At 64.6% G+C, this 19,239-nt stretch carries 12 protein-coding genes; 4 read left to right on the top strand and 8 right to left on the bottom strand.

What is annotated here, in order from left to right:
* Positions 1 to 5 precede the first annotated feature (5 nt).
* On the bottom strand, positions 6 to 3,803 hold the full coding sequence (locus BRA471DRAFT_RS18245) for a DUF3971 domain-containing protein (RefSeq protein ID WP_007609769.1): 3,798 nt from the start codon (positions 3,801 to 3,803) through the stop codon (positions 6 to 8).
* Positions 3,804 to 4,007: 204 nt separating this feature from the next.
* Here BRA471DRAFT_RS18245 and BRA471DRAFT_RS18240 point away from each other — a divergent pair, with 204 nt between their 5' ends.
* From BRA471DRAFT_RS18240 to BRA471DRAFT_RS18230, 3 genes are all read left to right on the top strand, one after another.
* Complete coding sequence (locus BRA471DRAFT_RS18240; RefSeq protein ID WP_007609768.1) at positions 4,008 to 4,700, top strand: peroxiredoxin; 693 nt, start codon at positions 4,008 to 4,010, stop codon at positions 4,698 to 4,700.
* A gap of 110 nt (positions 4,701 to 4,810) precedes the next feature.
* Positions 4,811 to 6,169 carry a M23 family metallopeptidase gene (locus tag BRA471DRAFT_RS18235; RefSeq protein ID WP_007609767.1) on the top strand — a complete coding sequence of 453 codons (1,359 nt, stop codon included), beginning with the start codon at positions 4,811 to 4,813 and terminating at the stop codon, positions 6,167 to 6,169.
* Positions 6,170 to 6,268: 99 nt separating this feature from the next.
* On the top strand, positions 6,269 to 6,754 hold the full coding sequence (locus tag BRA471DRAFT_RS18230; RefSeq protein WP_007609766.1) for a low affinity iron permease family protein: 486 nt from the start codon (positions 6,269 to 6,271) through the stop codon (positions 6,752 to 6,754).
* Between the two features lie 104 nt (positions 6,755 to 6,858).
* Here the strand turns inward: BRA471DRAFT_RS18230 and BRA471DRAFT_RS18225 are convergent, their stop codons facing one another.
* From BRA471DRAFT_RS18225 to BRA471DRAFT_RS40085, 7 genes are all read right to left on the bottom strand, one after another.
* Positions 6,859 to 8,094 (bottom strand): ABC transporter substrate-binding protein, encoded by a 1,236-nt coding sequence (locus BRA471DRAFT_RS18225; RefSeq protein ID WP_007609763.1) that lies wholly within the window; start codon positions 8,092 to 8,094, stop codon positions 6,859 to 6,861.
* A gap of 108 nt (positions 8,095 to 8,202) precedes the next feature.
* The gene (locus tag BRA471DRAFT_RS18220) at positions 8,203 to 9,114 is read right to left on the bottom strand and encodes a DMT family transporter (protein WP_007609762.1); all 912 of its coding nucleotides are present in this window, start codon (positions 9,112 to 9,114) and stop codon (positions 8,203 to 8,205) included.
* 138 nt (positions 9,115 to 9,252) lie between these two features.
* Positions 9,253 to 10,134, bottom strand: coding sequence for an NAD(P)-dependent oxidoreductase (locus BRA471DRAFT_RS18215; protein ID WP_007609761.1), 882 nt, complete (start codon positions 10,132 to 10,134; stop codon positions 9,253 to 9,255).
* Positions 10,134 to 11,265, bottom strand: a protein-coding gene (gene prfB, locus BRA471DRAFT_RS18210) for a peptide chain release factor 2 (protein ID WP_007609760.1) whose coding sequence is annotated in 2 segments (ribosomal slippage) — positions 10,134 to 11,195 and positions 11,197 to 11,265 — 1,131 coding nt in all. Because the reading frame shifts where the segments join, the coding sequence is not laid out codon by codon here. Before prfB ends, BRA471DRAFT_RS18215 begins: the two co-directional genes overlap by 1 nt.
* A 111-nt stretch (positions 11,266 to 11,376) precedes the next feature.
* Complete coding sequence (locus BRA471DRAFT_RS18205; protein WP_007609759.1) at positions 11,377 to 13,878, bottom strand: penicillin-binding protein 1A; 2,502 nt, start codon at positions 13,876 to 13,878, stop codon at positions 11,377 to 11,379.
* 273 nt (positions 13,879 to 14,151) lie between these two features.
* Positions 14,152 to 15,444 carry an N-acetylmuramoyl-L-alanine amidase gene (locus BRA471DRAFT_RS18200; protein ID WP_007609758.1) on the bottom strand — a complete coding sequence of 431 codons (1,293 nt, stop codon included), beginning with the start codon at positions 15,442 to 15,444 and terminating at the stop codon, positions 14,152 to 14,154.
* Positions 15,445 to 16,059: 615 nt separating this feature from the next.
* On the bottom strand, positions 16,060 to 16,995 hold the full coding sequence (locus tag BRA471DRAFT_RS40085; RefSeq protein ID WP_283848209.1) for a hypothetical protein: 936 nt from the start codon (positions 16,993 to 16,995) through the stop codon (positions 16,060 to 16,062).
* Here BRA471DRAFT_RS40085 and BRA471DRAFT_RS18195 point away from each other — a divergent pair.
* The gene (locus BRA471DRAFT_RS18195; protein WP_283848208.1) at positions 16,981 to 19,227 is read left to right on the top strand and encodes a ribonuclease E/G; all 2,247 of its coding nucleotides are present in this window, start codon (positions 16,981 to 16,983) and stop codon (positions 19,225 to 19,227) included. The two genes, BRA471DRAFT_RS40085 and BRA471DRAFT_RS18195, sit on opposite strands and share 15 nt — an antisense overlap.
* Positions 19,228 to 19,239: the final 12 nt, after the last annotated feature.

Raw genomic sequence — 19,239 nt, 5'->3', positions numbered from 1 at the left:
CGCCGCTATCGCCGCGCGAGGGTGCAGCCGCTCGAGAGCTGGCGCGTCGTTCCGGTCGAGCCATCGCTCGATTGCGACGGGAATTCCTCGAACGGCGAGTTCTGTTTGCCGGTGTTGAATTCGAAGATCTTGCGGAACAGACCGGGCGCCATCGCCGAAATCGGATTGACGCGCATCACGGGCGCGGCCGGCGTGCCGACGACCTCGTAGGTCACGCCGATCAATCCTTCATTGTTGCCGCCCCCGAGGAAGATGCCGAACAACGGGATCTGGCCGAAGATGTTGTTGACGCCGTACATCGGCACGAAGGTGCCGCTCATGCAGACCTGATTGCCGGGAAAGTCGATCGAGCCCTCGATGGTGGCGCCGATCATCGGTCCCTTGACCACGCCGTCGCGGATCGTGAGCGCGCCGTTCTGCCGCGTGAACTCCGCGCGCAACGCCGTGAAGGCGACGCCGCTCTGCGCACCGTTGGGAGCGCCCGCCGCGACGCGATCGAGTTGATCCATTCCCTTGACCGAGAAGTCGCGCACGTTGATCAGGCCTTCCCGCGTCGTAGGCTCCGACGTCGGCGGCTCCATGGCCACGACCATCTGACCGCCGTAGACCTTGTTGGTGGTGTCTGTGAAGCGCAGGAAGTTGCCGGCATCGCTGGTCTGGAGATAGATCACCTCGCGGTTGCCTTGGGCACGCCCGCCGCGCAAATCGGCGGCCACAGGCGTGTCTTTTCCGATCCTGCCGCTCAGCGTGAAGGCTTTGACCGCGCCGTTGCGGCGCGACATCTTGGCCTCGACGCTGCGCATCGCCTCGCCGTTGAAGCCCATGACGGCGCCGAGCTTCACGTCGATGTCGAAATCGACGTTCTTCGTCTTGCTCTTGGCATCGTCCTTGGAACTGCCTGAGATCGCGGATTTCAGGAAGCCGCGGCCGTCGAATACGTCGCCGCGCATCGTACCCTTCAGCACGCCCTCCTGGCTGCGCTCCACCTTCAGCGACGCCTTGTCGCCGTCGGACGGCGCGTAAGTCGGGAAGTTCGCGTTCATGAGGTCGCCGTTGGCATCGACCTCGAGCGACCCCTTGATCGCAGCGCCGCCGCCTTCGATGACGATGTCCTCCAGACGCGTCGATTGCGCCGTCGGCACCACCTTGAAGCTGGCCTTGCCCGCTCTGCCCGGCAATTTGACCCAGCCGGGCAGGATGTTGTCGAGCTTGACCGAGGTCAGGTCGGCCTCGATGCCGAGCTTCGTCGTCTGGTCGGGTCCCCCGGCGATCTTGCCGGACAGCTTGATCGGCACCGATCCGCTGACGGCGGGGCCCAGATCGAATCCGAGGCGCGCGCGGCTCGCATCGTCCAGCGTGGTCTGCAATTTGACGTCCGCATCGCCCTCGGCCGGCTTGCGGTAGTCGAGCGAGGCCGCCTGCCCGTTGATCTTGACGTCGCCCTTGACCTGATAGCCCTGGTTGCTCGCGACGATCTTGAGGTTATTGGCCTCCAGCTTCTGGTTCATCACCAGCTTGTCGGCACCAAAACCGTTGAGATCGGCGGTAACGCTGTAGGTGGTATCGGCTTTGGTCAGCTCGCCCTTGACCGGCAACCCAAGCTGGACGTTCGCCACGAACGTCCCCTTGCTCGTATTGGGATCGATGACGGTCGACGACAGATCGCTCAGGCGATCGTTGGAAAGCATTTCGGCCGCCGCAGGCACCGGGCCTTCGACACGGAACCTGGTCCGCGACGGCGACGGCTTGGGCGCCATATCGGGCACCTCGAAGACGAAGTCGGAAATCGTGATCTTGCGGCCCGCTGGCGTATCGGCGATGCCCTGCCCGATATTCACGGTCGCCGTGCGGCCGGTCACGCGCGCCTTCAAATCGGCATCGTGCACCACCGGCAGGCCATCGACGGGGCGAACCGTGACACCGCTCGCCACGATATTGACCGACAGGCCGTCGTCGGGAATGGGTGGGCCCTTGCGCGGAAGATTCTTCGTCGGTGAATTAACGCCGATCTCGATGCGCTGGAGCGTTCCACGCTCGATCCGTTCGATCACCCATTCGCGCAACTCGGGGACGACAAGCGTCGGCCACATCCGCTTGAGCGCGGAGGCCGACATCGGCGTTCCCGCAAAACCCAATGTCAGCCGCGGCTCGCCCGAATAGTCGATGGCACCGGTGCCGGCAACGCCGATCTCTCCGTTGGAGATATCGGCCTGCGTCAACAGCAGCCTCTTGTGGTCGGTGTCGAAGCGGAAGCCGATCGCAATACGGTTGAAGACCAGCGGCGGCTCGTTGTCGATGCCGCCGAGCAGGATCGAACCGCCGCTGAAACCGAGCTGCCAGTCGTTGACGGTGCCGTTGGGCGGCTCGACGTGAGCCAGAAGCGTCAGACGGTTCGCGCCCGAGAGGACCTTGAACGGAGCGACCAGCACCCGCCGATTGGCGTCCCACTCGACATTGATCTCGGCCGAGTCGATCGCCATCGGATAGTCGGGCGTATCGGTATCGATGATGTTGCCGGCACCGACCGCGATCTTGCCGCGAAAAAAGGTCGGCACGCCGTCGCGGCCGAGTTCGCCCTTGAGCTCGCCGGTCAGCGGCAGGTCGGCGGTGTAGGTGAGGTCCTTGACCCGCAGCGCCAGCAGGATGTTGGCGGTCGAGACCTTGTCGGCGCGGATATCGACCGAGCGCACGCCGTTCTCGGTGGGGCCGATCGTGGCACGCAGCGACCACGGACGCGCGCCCTCCTCGCCGAGGCTGAGCGCGACGCCGCCACGGCTCGGACGGCGCAGGCTGAGCGTGATGTTCTCAAACGTCCATTTGCTGCCGCGCTGCTGGTCATCGACGATCAGATTGCCGTTCTTCAGGCCGATCTCGTTGAGGTTCTGGCCGTCGAGGCCGGTCATGCTCAGACTGTCGAGCCAGTCGAGGCCCTGAAGAATGCCGGTCGGGGCCGTGGCCTGGGTCGCGGCTTGCGATGCATCGGGAGTCGCAGGCTCGGTGGCGAATGGCGGCGGTGGTACACCGTTGCGCGGGAAAGTGGGCGGCAGCCCCGCGTCCTTCTTGGAGGCGACACCGGTTGCAAGCGGCTTGGCGGTGTCACCAGCCGACACCGTGACCGTGCCGTCAGGCGCGATCCGGATCGCGAGCTCGGCATCGACGAGGTTGAGGCTCTCGGCGCGCAGATGCCCCATCAGCAGGCCTGCACCCGACAGCTTCACCTCGGCCTTCGGTGCGGTGGCGACAATGACGTGATCGTGGTCGCGCACGACGATATCGCGGATGCGCACGGCGATCCGGATCCGCCCGGCCCGCTCGATCTGCGTGCCGCCGACCTCCACGGTGTTGCCGTGACCGATATTGTCCTCGATCGCGGCCGCGAGCCACGGCGTCGCAATGTCGAGATTGATGGGCCCGGCGCCGAGCCGCCACCACAGCGAGCCGAAACAGCCGACGAAGATGACGATCAGGGCACCGATGACCACGGCCACGCGCTTCAGCCAGCGACCGCCGCCCAACCAGCGGCGCAACGGACCAAACCCGTCAGCGAAGCGATGGAAGCCCGAATTGGAACGCGACAACAGCCGGCGCGCACGATAGCCCGCCGCCGCTTCCTGATCCGGATCCCAATCGGCGTCGTCCCATTGCTGTTGCTCTGGTTGGCTGCCGCGCCGATCCGAATCCCGATTGTAATCCTGGGGCGACGTATTCCTTGCCATTGCCTCTCGATACAGGCGCCCGTCGTGGGATTGAGCGCCGCCGGGGCCGCAGCCGTCGACGGGAAGCGAAGCTTCCCGCGCCGGCATTGCCGCCATACCTCGAATATTCCTTCTGTTCGTCATGTCGCCCCGGGAGCGCGTTCAACGAGCAGTGGGGTGGTGCGTGGAATTCCTTGTAACCAGACTCCGGCGTCGTCAGACTCGCCCTGCCGAGGGCACGATTCCGGCATAGCGGAAAAGGGCTGCAATACCGCTTTGGTTGACCCGCCGAAAGCGACGAAAGGAAGGCGTATGTCCAAGAAATCCCGAAAGAAATCGTCCAAAACGCCCTCCGGCAGTCCGACGGCTAAAAAGACGCCCGTGAAAACGCGGGCAGCGACTCAAACCAAGCCCGCGAAAACACAGCGGACACCGGCGAGCAAATCAACTGGGACCATAGCAAAGACAGCATCGCATAAGGCCGCATCGAAACGGTTAAATTCTTCCAAATCGGCATCCGCGCCCGAAACGGCGGCGAAGGCCGGCTTGGCCGAGGGGAAGAAGGCTCCCGCCTTCCGCCTGCCCCGCGACGGTGGCGGTGTCGTCGCGCTGTCGGATTATACCGGCCAGAAGCTGGTCCTGTTCTTCTACCCCCGCGCCGACACGCCGGGCTGCACCAGGGAGGCCATCGACTTTACGCGGCTGACCGGCGCCTTCGCCTCGGCCGGCACCGCCGTGCTCGGTATCTCCGCCGATCCGGTCAAGGCTCAGGATAAATTCCGGGACAAGCACGGTCTCGGCGTGCCCCTCATCTCGGACGAGACGCACGCGATGCTGGAGGCCTACGGCGCCTGGGGCGAAAAGTCCATGTATGGCAAGAGCTTCCTGGGAGTTCTTCGTACCACGATGCTGCTTGGCGCCGACGGCAGGATCGCCCGGATCTGGCGCAATGTCCGGGTCGACGGCCACGCCGACGAGGTGCTGGAAGCCGCAAGGAGCCTTTAACCAATCATTTAAATTCAAGCGGTTCCGTTTCCGGAAAATTAACCATGACTGGCCCAGATTGCCGCGGCAATTAGGCCGTACGGACTCATCCGACCGGCGCGGGAGTGCCGATGTTGAAAAGTTCTGCCCAATTCTCGCAGTACCCCCAACATCACCCCCACGACCACGGTCGAGCCTTTCATCGCCGTGCTGCCGCGGTGGCAACCGCGCTCCCCCTTCCGGACACCGACGACGCCTACACCATCGTGCATCACGGCAAGCAGGTTCGCCTGGGGCCTGTGGTGTTCTGGATCGTGGTCGGCACGGTCGTGCTGCTGGGGCTCTGGTCGGCCGCAACCGCCACCTATTTCGCCTTCCGCGACGACGTCCTCACCCGGCTGATCGCCCGGCAGGCCGAGATGCAATACGCCTATGAGGACCGCATCGCCGAGCTGCGCGCCAAGGTCGACCGCACCACCAGTCGGCAGCTGCTCGACCAGGAGCAGTTCGACCAGAAGCTCGACCAGATCATGAAGCGCCAGACGGCGCTGGAGTCCCGGGCCACGGCGCTCGGGTCCATGCCGGACGTGACCGGATCGATTCCCCGTTCCAGCCCGCAGCGTGGCGATGCCAGCCAGACGACGCAGGGCACACCAAAGCCCTCGCCGATCAGCGACACCGTGATCTTCGTGGCGCCCCCGGATCGCGAAGCGCGGCTCGAATCGCGCGCGCCGACCCTCGCAGCTCCGCCCGTCAATCAATTCGCCAAGAACCAGGGATTCGACAACGTCGTCGTTCGGCTCACGACCTCGCTCGACCAGGTCGAGCGCCGCCAGATGGCGGCACTCAACGCCGTCGAGGAAGGCATGGATTCGCGCATGCGCCGGATGCGCGGCGTCGTCAGCGATCTCGGCCTGAACCTCGCAAGTCTCGAAGCCGCCGTGCCGCGCACGGCGATGGGCGGGCCTTTCGTACCCGTAAAACTCACCGCCAGTTCGGGGCCGTTCGAGAAGCAGCTCTATCGCATCAACAGCACCCGCGCCGAGATGGACCGGCTCAATCGCACGCTCGCACTCGTGCCCTATCGCAAGCCCGTCATCGGCGAGGTCGAGTTCACCTCCGGCTTCGGCGTGCGCAGCGATCCATTCCTTGGCCGGCCCGCGATGCACACCGGGCTCGACTTCCGCGCCGCAAGCGGCGATCCCGTTCGCGTCACCGCCAACGGCAAGGTCGTCTCGGCCGGCTGGTCGGGCGGCTACGGCCGCATGATCGAGGTCGATCACGGCAATGGTCTTGCGACCCGCTATGGCCATCTCTCCGAGATCAACGTCAGGGTCGGCGAGATCGTGAAGATCGGCCAGGTCGTCGGTCTCGTCGGGTCGACAGGCCGTTCCACCGGCCCGCATCTGCACTATGAAACCCGCATCGACGGAGAAGCGGTCGATCCGCAGAAGTTTTTGCGCGCCGGCGTGCGGCTCAGCGCGGGCTAGGCTCGTTGAGAGCGCCCTCGCTTAGTCCGGGTTTACACGGCGGAACTTCGGAGTTCCCTTCGCGTTAGGTCGTTAGGTCCTCAATGGCGCGATCTTCTGATGCAAAAGACCCACGCGAAATCTCGTCCGGCCAAGGGCAAAGCGGACCAGCCACGTGACAGCGCGGCTCAACTCTTCAGCGATATTGCCAACCGAACATCTCAAGCTGCCGGGCGCGCGCTGACATTCATGATTGCCGCGGGCATCGTCCTGGTTTGGGCGGTCACCGGTCCCGTCTTCCATTACTCCGACACATGGCAGTTGGTGATCAACACTGGCACCACAATCGTAACGTTCCTGATGGTCTTCCTGATTCAGAATTCCCAGAATCGCGACAGCGCGGCCATTCAGGTGAAGCTCGACGAACTGATCCGGGTGAGCGCGGTGCAAAATTCCTTCGTGGGAATTGAGCATTTGACCGACGACGAGCTCGACGAGATCCGTACCAAATGTGAGCTTCGCGCCAAGGCCGAAAAGGTCGGAGAAGAGACGGTCAAGAATACCGGCAAGAAGGCGAAACGCGCCGCCGATCTGGTCACCGAATAAGCTGGGGAAACACCGGAAAACGACGAGGCGCAGCTTCGTTCGGAATCGCACTGCTTCGGCAGGCTCTACTCGCCAGCGCCTCCCTTGTGATCAGCCAGCCTTGACTACTGGCCGCGCTCGTGGCCGACCTCACCGGTGATGACGTCGCCGAACAGCTCCCAGGCCTGCCCGTTGAAGCGCATCAGCTGCATCTGCTCGATCGGGAAGTAATCGTCGGCCGAGGTGTTGACCATGATGCCCGGCAGCATCAGGTCGGTGTGGAAATCCTTCAGGTTCGTGGCCTGCTTCATCACGTTGTCACGTGTAAGGTTGTCGCCGCACTGCTTCAGCACCTGCGCCATCGCCTCCGCCTGGACGTAGCCGTAGACATTGTTGGAATTGGCCTTGTCGCCGTCAGGGTAATATTTGTCCATGAACTCGCGCCATTTGATCACCGCAGGATCCTTGTCCCAGGTCGGATCGGTCGGGTCCTTCAGATAGACGGTCGAGATGATGTCCTTGGAATAGTCGAGCCCGGCCGGCTTGAGCACCGAGGCGACCGAGGTCGCCGTGTTGGCGAGGAAGAATTTTGGCTTCCAGCCGAGCTCGCCGACTTTCCGGATCGCCTGTGCCGAGCCTTTCGGCGCGGCCCATGAGAAGAAGATGTCGGCGCCGGAATCGTGAAGCGCAACGATCTGCGAGTCGATCGAGGGATCGCTGACCTCATAGGATTTGTCGGCGATGATCATGCCGGCCTTGTCGCCGAGCCCGTCCTTAAGGCCCTTGAACTGGTCCTTGCCGGCGTCGTCGTTCTGCCAGAAAACCGCGATCTTGCTGTTCGGAAACTTGTCACGGATATATTTCGCGTAGATCCGCCCCTCGCTCTGGTAGTTCGGCTGGAAACCCATGGTCCATGGGAAATTCTTGGGGTCGCCGAACTTGGTGCCGCCGGAGGCGACGAAGAGCTGCGGCACCTTCTTGGCGTTCATGTATTTCATGATCGCGGAGTTCGAGGGGGTGCCGAGCGGCTGGAAGATCAGCAACACCTCGTCGCTCTCCACCAGCTTGCGCGCCTGCTCGATCGCCTTCGGCGGCGAATAGGCGTCGTCATAGCTGATGAAATTGATCTTGCGCCCGTTGATCCCGCCCTGGTCGTTGATCATCTTGAAGAACGCGGCCTCGGTCTTGCCGATCACGCCATAGGACGATGCCGGCCCGCTATAGGGCATGATATTGCCGAGCTTGATTTCGGTATCGGTGGCGCCGGGATCGTATTTTTTCTGCGCCAGGGCCGGTGTCGTGACAAGCACGCCGGCAGCAAGAATGGCGAGGGCAGCAAGGTTATTGCGACGACCCGGCATCGTTCTCTCCCCTGTGTTTTATAGTCTTGTTTTGCCGCGAGTGTCGCAAGCGGACCTGCCGCTGGCAAGCGCCGCGATTTTCCGTGAGGTGAAACGGCGGCTCTGGAGTCAAACGACCCGCCGCAGCAGGTTCAGAGCGCGCCCATCGATCACCAGCAAAGCGCTGCCGATCACGATCGCGCCCGCGATCTCGCGCATGGAGATCGGCTCGCCCAGCACCAGCCATCCCAGAAGAACGGCGGTGACGGGAATGAGCAGCGTCACCAGCATCACATTGGTCGCCCCCGAGCGCCGCAGGATCTGGAAGAAGACGATATAGGCGAGCGCCGTCGACAGGCCGGCAAGGCCAAGCACCGCGAGCCAAATCGTCACACCCGGCATCGGCAGACGCCACGGCTGCTCCATCGCGCCGGCGACGATCGCCATCATCACCGTCGAAGCCATCAGTTGAAACGCGGCCGTCCCCAGCGGGGCTGCGTCCTTCAACAGCCGCCGCGCCGCTAGCGCCGCAAAGCCATAGCTGAGGGCGCCCCCGAGGCAGAGCAGGATGCCAAGCCCCTGCCCTGCCCGTGTTTCAAGGCCCCATCCGCGCAGGATGATCACGCCGGCAAGCCCCAGTGCCACGCCGGCGACGCGCCGCAGCTGCAAGGCCTCTTCGCCCGCCGCCGCCATCACGATCACCGTGAACAGCGGCGTGGTGGCATTCAGGATCGACGCCAGCCCGCTTGGAATGAAAGTCTGGCCGATCACGATCAGCGAGAACGGGATGACGTTGTTGAGGAGCCCAATCGCGATGAACGGCTTCCAGCCGGCGATGCCCTTGGGAAAGCCAATGCCCTGGATACGGAGCAGCGGCAGTAGAATGGCCGCGCCAAGTGCAACGCGCAGAAGCACCAGTGTGAGCGGCGGCAATTCCCGCAGCGCCGCGCCGTTGAAAAAGAACGAGCCGCCCCAGAGGACCGAGAGCACAGCGAGCAGCGACCAGTCTCGCGCGTCGATCCGGTTGTGATTCGGGGGCATGGCGTCTCATGTCGCTAGGCGAGACAGCCGCCTAGGACGATGCAGCGAACAGCGCCACCCGATTTCCGATGACGCGCCGGTTTACAAGACCGACGTGCGAACGAGGCAAACGAGGCTGCCCCATGTCGACGTGATCCGCTAGGACGGCTTCTTCGGCCGCGACACCAACTCGATCATCTTACCTTCGTCGTCGTCAGGCATCGCGGCCTTGGCCTGCGCGTAGGCCTCCACCGCGGCGCGCGCGACCAGCGGCTTGTCGGCCAGCAGGCTCTCGGCGAGCTTTACCGCGTAGGCGGCATCCTTGTGCCGCAGCGCCGCCGTGAACGTCGCGCCGGAAAAATCGCGGGCGACCATGCGCTTGGAGTGGCGTTGCACCTGCGGGCTCGCGGCAACGCCAGCCTGGATCGAGTCCAGCACGAGGTTCATGTCGAGCCCGGCCTGCTCGGCAATGGCAAGCCCCTCGGCGAGGCCGGCGATCTGGATCGCGCCCATCAGATTGTTGATCAGCTTGTAGACCGTGCCGGCGCCGACCGCGCCGAAATGGCGGATGGTCGAGCCGATCGGTGTCAGATAGGGCCGCGCGCGTTCGAGATCGGCGGCATCGGCACCAACGAGCAGCGTCAGCTTTCCGCTGGCGGCAGCATCCGGCAATCCCGTCACGGGGCAATCGATATAGATCAGCCCGCGCGCGTTCATTTCGCGGCCCATCTCGCGCGCATGATCATAGGAGACGGTGGAGCATTCGATCGCGATGGTGCCGGCCTTCGCCGTCTTGGCCGCGCCCTTAGGCCCGAGCCAGACCGCACGCGAGGCCTCGTCATCGGCGACCATGGTCACAACGGCGTCGGCGTCGATCGCCGCGTCCTCAGGCGAGGTCGCCCACTGCGCGCCGCGCGCGATCAGGTCTTCCGCCTTGGCCTTGCTGCGATTCCAAAGCGTCACCGTGAAGCCGGCATCGAGATAGCGCCCGGCCATGCCATGGCCCATCCGCCCAAGCCCGATGAAGGCGATGCGGGGCATCAGTCGACGTCCTCGATGTCGGCGCCGGGAGTGCCGAAGGCGCGCTGCGCCAGGGTCGCGGCCATGAAGTCGTCGAGATCACCGCCGAGCACGCCTGATGTGTCGGAGGTCTGCACACCCGTGCGCAGATCCTTCACCATCTGGTAGGGCTGCAGCACGTAGGAGCGGATCTGGTGGCCCCAGCCGATGTCGGTCTTGGCGGCCTGGTCGGCGGCGGCTTTCTCTTCGCGCCGCTTCAGCTCGATCTGGTAAAGCCGCGCGCGCAGCATGTCCCAGGCCTGCGCCTTGTTCTTGTGCTGCGAGCGGCCGGCCTGGCAGACCACGGCGACGCCGGTCGGGATATGCGTCAGCCGTACCGCGGACTCGGTCTTGTTGACGTGCTGGCCGCCGGCGCCACCGGAGCGCATGGTATCGACGCGGACGTCGGATTCCTTGATGTCGATCTTGATGGTGTCGTCAATGACGGGAAACACGGCAACCGACGAGAACGAGGTGTGCCGCCGCGCGTTGGAATCGAACGGCGAGATCCGCACCAGGCGGTGCACGCCCGCCTCGGTCTTGAGCCAGCCATAGGCATTGTGACCGGAGACCTGGATGGTCGCGGACTTGATGCCGGCCTCTTCGCCCTCGGACTCTTCCAGCATCTCGACCTTGAAGCCGTGGGTTTCGGCCCAGCGCGAGTACATGCGGAGCAGCATCTGCGCCCAGTCCTGGCTCTCGGTGCCACCGGCGCCGGCATGCACTTCGAGATAGGAATCGAAACTATCGGCCTCGCCAGACAGCAGCGCCTCGAGCTCGCGCCGGGCGACTTCCTTCTTGAGGGTCTTCAGCGCGGCTTCGGCTTCCTTGACGACGCCCTCATCGCCCTCGGCTTCGCCGAGCTCGATCATGCCGATGTCGTCTTCGAGCTCCTGCTCGACCTTGCCGATGCCGGAGAGCGCATCCTCGAGCGAGGTGCGCTCCTGCATCAATTTCTGGGCTTTCTGGGGATCGTTCCAGAGGTTGGGATCTTCTGCGAGCTTGTTCAGCTCAGCGAGGCGCGCCGTCGATTTCTCGACGTCAAAGATGCCTCCTCAGCAGCCCGACAGACTGCTTGATCTCTTCTACCAACCGTTCGATTTCGGCGCGCATGGGATTCTCTGGTCTCGCGGAATTGTTCCGCGTCTCATGACAACGGGATGTAGCGGCGGCAGCTGCAAAGCGCAACCGCCGCGGCGACGAACGTCTGTCTTGTCCTAAGCCCTAGTACAGCCCGCCGGTGCCCGGCCGCATGAAGAAACCGGAATCCGGCTGCTGCTGCTGTGACGCCGGCATCCGGCCGTCGGCATCGGCAACGCCGATGACCGAATAATTATCCGGCGGCGCCGTGCCCGGCTTGAAGGCTTCCAGGATGGTTCCGCCGGTCTCGCCCGGACCGGCGCGCATGCCGGTCTTGGCGACGACCCGCACCAGCTTGATGCCGGCCGGCACCTTGAACGGGACCGCGGGCTTGTCGGCGAGCGCGAGCTGGAGGAAGTCGCGCGCGATGGGAGCTGCGAGATGGCCGCCGGTCGCGGCGTTACCCTTGCCGAGCGGACGCGGCTTGTCGTAGCCCATATAGATGGCGACGGCGACGTCGGGCGAGAAGCCGACGAACCAGGCGTCCTTGGCCTCATTGGTGGTGCCGGTCTTGCCGGCGATCGGCTTGCCGACCTGCTTGACCACGGTGGCAGTACCGGCCTGGACCACACCTTCCATCAGCTCGGTGATCTGATAGGCGGTCATGGAATCCAGCACCTGCTCGCGGCGGTCGATCAGCTGCGGCTCGTTCTGGTTCTTCCAGCCGCCCGGCGCGTCGCAGCCACGGCATTCGCGCTGGTCGTGCTTGAAGATGGTGTGGCCGTAGCGATCCTGGATGCGGTCGATCAGGGTCGGCTTCACCCGGCGACCGCCATTGGCGAGCATCGAATAGGCCGTGACCATGCGCATCGCCGTGGTCTCGCCGGCGCCGAGCGCGTAGGAGAGATAGTTCGGCAGTTCGTCATAGACGCCGAAGCGGCGGGCATATTCGCCGATCAGGGGCATGCCGATGTCCTGGGCGAGGCGCACCGTTACCGTGTTGAGCGACTGCCGCAGCGCGTTGCGCAGCGTCACCGGGCCCTGGAATTTGCCCGAGGAGAAGTTTTCAGGCCGCCACACGCCGGCGCCCTGGCCCTGGTCGATTTCGATGGGGGCGTCGAGCACGACAGTCGAGGGCGTATAGCCGTTGTCGAGCGCGGCCGAATAGACGATCGGCTTGAACGACGAACCGGGCTGTCGATAGGCCTGCGTGGCGCGGTTGAACTGGCTCTGGTCGAACGAGAAGCCGCCGACCATTGCCAGCACGCGACCGGTCCAGGGGTCCATCACCACCATCGCGCCGGACACTTCGGGGATCTGGCGCAGCCGGTACTGGCCTTCGACAGGCTGGGCGTCCTTGTAGAGCGGATCGGCGTAGATCACGTCGCCGGGCTGGAGCACTTGCGACACCGCGCTCGCCGCCCTGCCCTTCGTGGCGCCGGAGGCCGACTTTGCCCATTTGATGCCGTCGAGCGTGATGAGGCCGGTCTCGCGCTGCTTGCTCACCGCGCCGCCGAGCTCGCGGCTCGGCTGGAAGCCGATGCGCGCCGACTGGTCGCTGGTCTCCAGCACCACGGCCATGCGCCACGGCGAGATATCGGACAGAGACTTGATCTCGGCGAGCTTCACGCCCCAATCGCCCGAAATGTCGAGCTTGCTGATGGCGCCCCGATAGCCCTGCTGCTCGTCATAGTTCACGAGACCGGCGACCATGGTCTTGCGCGCCATGACTTGGATCTTCGGATCGAGCGTGGTGCGGACCGAGAGGCCGCCCTCGTACAGCTTCTTCTCGCCATAGCGCTCGAAGATGTCGCGGCGCACTTCCTCGGCGAAATATTCGCCGGCGAATGTGTGGGCGCCGTTGGAACGGCTGGTAACGACCAGCGGCTCCTTGCGCGCCTTGTCGGCGTCGGCCTGCTTGACCCAGCCGTTCTCGAGCAGACGGTCGATCACGTAGTTGCGGCGCTCGATGGCGCGGTCGCGGTTGCGGACCGGATGCAGCGTCGCGGGCATCTTCGGCAGCGCCGCGAGATAGGACGCTTCCGCCACCGTCAGCTCGTTCACCGACTTGTCGAAATAAACCAGCGACGCGGCTGCGATGCCGTAGGCGCCGAGGCCCAGATAGATTTCATTCAGATACAGCTCGAGGATCTTGTCCTTCGAGTAGGTCTTCTCGATCCGCATGGCCAGCAAGGCTTCCTTGATCTTGCGGGCGAAGGAGACCTCGTTGGTCAGAAGGAAGTTCTTGGCGACCTGCTGGGTGATCGTGGAAGCGCCCTGCGGACGACGGTTGGAGCCGTAGTTCTGGATGTAGACCACGCCGGCGCGCGCCATGCCGGTGTAGTCGATGCCGCCATGCTCGTAGAAATTCTTGTCCTCGGCGGCGAGGAAGGCATTGATCACGAGTTTCGGCACCGCCTGGATCGGCAGGTAAAGCCGCCGCTCCTTGGCGTATTCGCCGAGCAGCGAGCCGTCGGTCGCGTGCACGCGGGTCATCACCGGCGGCTCGTAATCCTGAAGCTGAGAGTAGTCCGGCAAGTCCTTGGAGAAATGCCAGATCAGGCCTGCGACGGCACCGACCCCGACAAGGAACAACACCGTTCCCGCGGCGAACAGGAAGCCCATGAACCGCACCAGCAAGCGCATTATCTGTTTATCCGTTCAAACTCTGGATCAGCCCAAAGATCAGCCCAAGACCGGCTTAAGATCAGCCCTCGGCACCCGAAACAGGCACCAAACCATCGCGAATTCACCGGCCTTACTCAATACTATCAGTGCCGGACTCAAGACGCTTGCCGAGCGGGATTCTCGCCGATTCCGGAACCCCCTGCGGCGTTTTTATAAAGCGCCCGCTGTGGCCAAACTAGGGCTTTTGCGGCGGGACGGAAAATCACTCTCAATTCGAGGACCCCCCGGTCGTCAATTTGACGATCCGGCCGTGGCCATCCGCTTGGCCAAAAACCCGTCGATCGCCTGGGCCATCGAGCCCACGGCGCGCGACCGCCATCCCTCGGAGACCAGATGCTCGAGATCGCCCTTGTTGGAGACATAGCCGATCTCGACCAGGACCGACGGCACGTCGGGCGCCTTCAGCACCCGGAAGCCGGCCGACTTCAGGGGATGCTTGTGCATCCGCACCGTCGACTTCATTTCGCCCATCAACAGGCGGGCAAAACGACTTGAAAAGGTGCGGGTTTCCCGCTGGGTGAGATCGATCAGGATGTCGGCGACATCGGTCGGCTCCTCCGCGAGGTTGAAGCCGGCGATGGCGTCCGCCCGGTTTTCCGCATCCGCCAGCCGCTGCGCCTCGGCGTCGGAGGCCTTGTCGGACAGCGTGTAGATGGTCGCGCCCTGCGCATCGCCCTCGGCGCGCGGCAGCGCGTCGGCATGGATAGAGACGAACAACGCCGCCTTGAGGCTGCGGGCGACTTTGACCCGGTCGTTGAGCGGGATGAAGGTGTCGTCGTCCCGTGTCATCACCACGCGATATTTGCCGGTCTTTTCCAGCCGTTCGCGCAACGCAAGACCAAAGGCCAGCACCAGATTCTTCTCGCTCTCGCCGCTCGACTGCGTGCCATTGTCGATGCCGCCATGGCCGGGATCGATGACGACCACCGCGCGGCTATCGGCCTTCTGCCCGGCTTCAGGATGTGCAGATGTGGGAACCGTCACGGGCGGCGGATCGGCAATTGCCGGCCGCAGCTCAGGACGGTTTTCCGGAGCCAGCGACGGCACGAAGGCGGTGCGCTCGACCTCCTCCATTTCGAGCACCAGCCGCGCGGGCTGACCGTTGGCAGCCTCCACCACGTAGGAATTGGCGATCTTGGCCGGGCCCGTCAGGTCGAACACGATTCGGGAGCCGCCGGGCATCACCAGCCCATAGCGGAAGGCCTTGACCAGTCCGCGTCCGCCGGACCCGGTGCCGGCGGGAAGTTGAAAATTGACCTGGGGAACGTCGACCACCACCCGATACGGGTCGGCCAGGGTGACGGCGCGGAAGCTAACGGTCTGATCGATGTCGAGGACAAAGCGCGTTTGCTTGCCGTCACCGGCCAGCCGGGCGGCCGAGGCCGTTGGGAAATTCGCTGATGCAACAGCGGGTTGAGACTGACTTTCCGCGGCCTTCAGGCGCGAGGAATCAGCACACGGCAATGCCGCCGCGCAGAGCAGCACGCATCCCAGCAAGATCCTTTGATTTGCGCGGCTCGCCACCGATTCCGTGCCTCCGAGCAGCCTCTTTAACGCAATAGAACCACAGGGTTAAACGATCCTTAATGACAGACACGCGAAACTCGCTGACTGTGACCGCCGTGCGACGCTCCTTGCACGGATGGCCCAATCCACGTATGTACGGAATGCTGACGGCCGATATTTCCGGTTGTGTCGCATTCAGCCTCCCGGTGCAGCGCCGGAACTCTCAAGGTTTGGGATTCCAGCGTTTTTCCGTTCCCCTCTAGGTCCAGCGCGGTGCGCGGCAGCGAGGTGGAGCGGGGGCAAGCCCCGGCGGCGGAACGGTCCCCGGTTACCACCATGTTTCCGGGACGGTTCTGAGAGCGGCGCAACCCGTTACCCGGTCCCTTAATCCCAAGGGAGCGGTTCGTAATACCCAAGGCGAGCGCGCTCGCGCCATGCCTGGCCAACAGCAACTGATTGAGGGGCGGCCCCGCCGCCCAATGTTTCATACGGGCCGACGCTTGATGCGCCAGACTGTGCCGACCAATTCTGAAGGACCATTCGCGACGCTGCGGAGTGAAAATTCCGCGCGCCACTTTGGTCCTCCGGCTTCCGGTTCGGCAAGGCGCGAGAGACGGCGTTTCGGCCTTCCCCTCACCCCCGAATCAGGTGGACCGTCGCGTCACCCGGCAGCGCTGATGGCGCCCACGGTGAATCGCGCCCGCCGCCGCCAAGAGTTAAGACATGCCCAACAAGATGTTGATCGATGCCACCCACCCGGAAGAGACCCGGGTCGTCGTGGTCCGCGGCAATCGCGTCGAAGAGTTTGATTTCGAGACCGCGCAACGCAAGCAACTGCGCGGGAATATCTACCTCGCCAAGGTCACAAGGGTCGAACCCTCGCTCCAGGCCGCTTTCGTCGAATATGGCGGCAACCGCCACGGCTTCCTCGCCTTCAGCGAAATCCATCCCGACTATTACCAGATCCCGGTTGCCGACCGGCAGGCGCTGATCGAAGCCGAAGAGCAGGCCCATCGCGAGGCCGAGGAAGAGAGCGAGAACCGTTCCCAGGGCCGCCGCCGCTCCCGCCACCGCAATTCCCGCCGCCGCAGCCATGGCGAGCGCGTCCGCAGCGACGTCGTCGAAGGCACGGATCCCGCGGCCCGACAGGTCCAGGGCGAGGCCCTGCCCGAGGGCGCTTCGCACGAGGGCGAGCACCTGCACGCCGGCGCAGAGCATCACGGCGAGCACGAAGGCCACGATCATCACGATCACGGCCACGAAGCACATGACCACCAAGGACATGATCACGACGATCATCATGCCCATGGTGACGATCATCACTCCCATGATCATCACGACGACGAACATCATGGCGAGCACGATCATCACGACCATGAACATGCCGACGAGACACCGGCGCCTGTCGCAGCGATCGGCGCCGAGCCCGCGGTCGCCACCGAGGCCGTCGCCGAGCCGGAGGAGTTTGCCTCCGACGCACACGCCCACGATCTTGCCGAGGCCGTGACATCGGCCGTCGAACCTGCCGACGCCGTGTACGCCCCCGGCGAGAGTGTGCAGGCTCCGCATCACGACTCCGATGCGACGGCCGAGGATGATGACGAAGACGAGGACGACGAGGAAGCCGAAGAGGACGTCGTTGAATCCGTCGGTGGCGACGATGTGCTGGAGGAAGTGCCGGAGCGCACCTTCCGTCCCCGCCGCCAATACAAGATCCAGGAAGTCATCAAGCGCCGCCAGGTGATGCTGGTGCAGGTCGTCAAGGAAGAGCGCGGCAACAAGGGCGCGGCGCTGACGACCTACCTCTCGCTCGCCGGCCGCTACGCCGTCTTGATGCCGAACACCGCTCGCGGCGGCGGCATCAGTCGCAAGATCACGAGCGCGCAGGACCGTTCGCGCCTGAAGGAAGTCGTGCAGGATCTCGACGTGCCCGAGGGCATGGGGATCATTCTGCGCACCGCGGGTGCCGCCCGCACCAAGCCCGAGATCAAGCGCGATTTCGAGTACCTGATCCGGATGTGGGAGACGGTGCGCGACATGACGCTGAAGTCGCAGGCCCCGACCCTGGTCTACGAGGAAGGCTCGCTGATCAAGCGCTCGCTGCGCGACCTCTACAACAAGGAGATCGACGAGATCTCAGTTGCCGGTGAATCCGGCTACCGCGAAGCGCGCGACTTCATGAAGATGCTGATGCCCGCCAATGTGAGCGCGGTGAAGCAGTATCGCGACGGCCAGCCGCTGTTCTCGCGCATGGGCGTGGAAAGCCAGCTGGATGCGATGTTCTCGCCGACCGTGCAGTTGCGGTCCGGCGGCTACATCGTGATCAACCAGACCGAAGCGCTGGTCTCGATCGACGTCAACTCCGGACGTTCGACGCGCGAGCATCATATCGAGGACACCGCGCTCAAGACCAATCTCGAGGCCTCCGAGGAGGTCGCGCGTCAGCTTCGATTGCGCGACCTCGCCGGCCTGATCGTCATCGACTTCATCGACATGGACGAGAAGCGCAACAACCGCGCGGTCGAACGCAAGCTGTCCGATTGCCTCCGGCAGGACCGCGCGCGGATCCAGGTCGGACGCATCTCGCATTTCGGCCTGCTCGAGATGTCACGCCAGCGCATCCGCGCCAGCGTGCTGGAGTCCTCGACCGATCCCTGCACGCATTGCGGCGGCACCGGCCATGTGCGCTCGGTGTCCTCGGTTGCGCTCCAATTGCTGCGCGGCCTCGAAGAGATCCTGATGAAGGGCGCGACCCACAACCTCGTGGTCCGCACCCGCACCGACGTCGCGCTCTATGTGCTGAACCACAAGCGCGGCCATCTGCGCGACCTCGAGAACGGTTTCAAGGTCACGTTGTCGGTTATCGCCGACCCGAGCGTCAATGGGCCTCAGGCCTATCTCATCGACCGCGGCGAGCAGGTGCATACGCTGGAAGCCGCCAAGGCTCTGCTGGCGGCGCAGGCGGCCGCGAGCCCGCCGCCCCTGGTCGAAGAGGCCTATGACGACGAGGAGTTCGATCCGGAGACCGAATCCGAGGTTGAGACCGAGGAGACTGAAGGTCTCGTCGAGGAGCAGGCCGCAGGCGACGCCGCTACCGAGCAAGACAGCCAGCGCCGCAAGCGTCGCCGTCGTCGCCGCGGTCGCGGTGGCCCGCGCGACGAGGAGACGCGCGAGGATGGCGCTCCCGCCCTTGCCGAGACGGCCATGGCGGCCGGTGAAGGCGAAGAGGATGCCGAGGCCGAGCCGGAAGGCGAGGAAGGCGAGGAACAGGCAGCCCGTGGCGAGCAGCAGGGCAGCGCCGATCGCCGTCGCCGGCGTGGTCGCCGTGGTGGCCGCCGCCGTCGCGGTCCTGGCGAGGAAGGTCTCGCCGGCTCCATCGGCGACGAGCTCGCGGCCAGTGCGCCGTCGGAAGCGACCGATGCAGTCGCCGATTTCGATGGTTTTAGCGGCGAGGCTGCGCCCTCGATCGCGCAGGCCGAGCACACGTCAGAACCTCAGGTCACCCAGCCTGAGCCGCGCGCCGAAGCACGGATTGAGGCAGTGGCCAGGCCTGAGCCGGCTCCTGCTGCCGCGGACGAAGAGCACGCCGACGACAAGGCCGCACGACGCCGTTCGACGGTTCGCGAAAAGGTGAGCTTTCTGTCGAGCAGCCAGAGTGAACCGGCACCGGTTATACAGGCGGCCGAGCCGGTTGCCCCGCCCACACCCGCTCCGGAGCCCGCGCCCGCAGCGGCAAGCGAAACCTCGGCCGCACCGCGTCGCGCCGGCTGGTGGTCGCGCCGCTTCGGCGGCGGCGAATAGAGCAACGAGATA

Source organism: Bradyrhizobium sp. WSM471, from assembly GCF_000244915.1.
In the GTDB taxonomy this organism is placed as follows: domain Bacteria; phylum Pseudomonadota; class Alphaproteobacteria; order Rhizobiales; family Xanthobacteraceae; genus Bradyrhizobium.
This window is presented reverse-complemented; position numbering and strand designations above follow the sequence as displayed.

Coding starts and splice junctions, on each gene's coding strand:
- BRA471DRAFT_RS18215 (WP_007609761.1), bottom strand. CDS start 10,134: ATGCCCCGCATCGCCTTCATCGGGCTTGGGCGGATGGGCCATGGCATG.
- BRA471DRAFT_RS18245 (WP_007609769.1), bottom strand. CDS start 3,803: ATGCCGGCGCGGGAAGCTTCGCTTCCCGTCGACGGCTGCGGCCCCGGC.
- BRA471DRAFT_RS18230 (WP_007609766.1), top strand. CDS start 6,269: ATGCAAAAGACCCACGCGAAATCTCGTCCGGCCAAGGGCAAAGCGGAC.
- BRA471DRAFT_RS18235 (WP_007609767.1), top strand. CDS start 4,811: ATGTTGAAAAGTTCTGCCCAATTCTCGCAGTACCCCCAACATCACCCC.
- BRA471DRAFT_RS40085 (WP_283848209.1), bottom strand. CDS start 16,995: ATGCGGAGCCTGCACACTCTCGCCGGGGGCGTACACGGCGTCGGCAGG.
- BRA471DRAFT_RS18220 (WP_007609762.1), bottom strand. CDS start 9,114: ATGCCCCCGAATCACAACCGGATCGACGCGCGAGACTGGTCGCTGCTC.
- BRA471DRAFT_RS18225 (WP_007609763.1), bottom strand. CDS start 8,094: ATGCCGGGTCGTCGCAATAACCTTGCTGCCCTCGCCATTCTTGCTGCC.
- BRA471DRAFT_RS18240 (WP_007609768.1), top strand. CDS start 4,008: ATGTCCAAGAAATCCCGAAAGAAATCGTCCAAAACGCCCTCCGGCAGT.
- BRA471DRAFT_RS18205 (WP_007609759.1), bottom strand. CDS start 13,878: ATGCGCTTGCTGGTGCGGTTCATGGGCTTCCTGTTCGCCGCGGGAACG.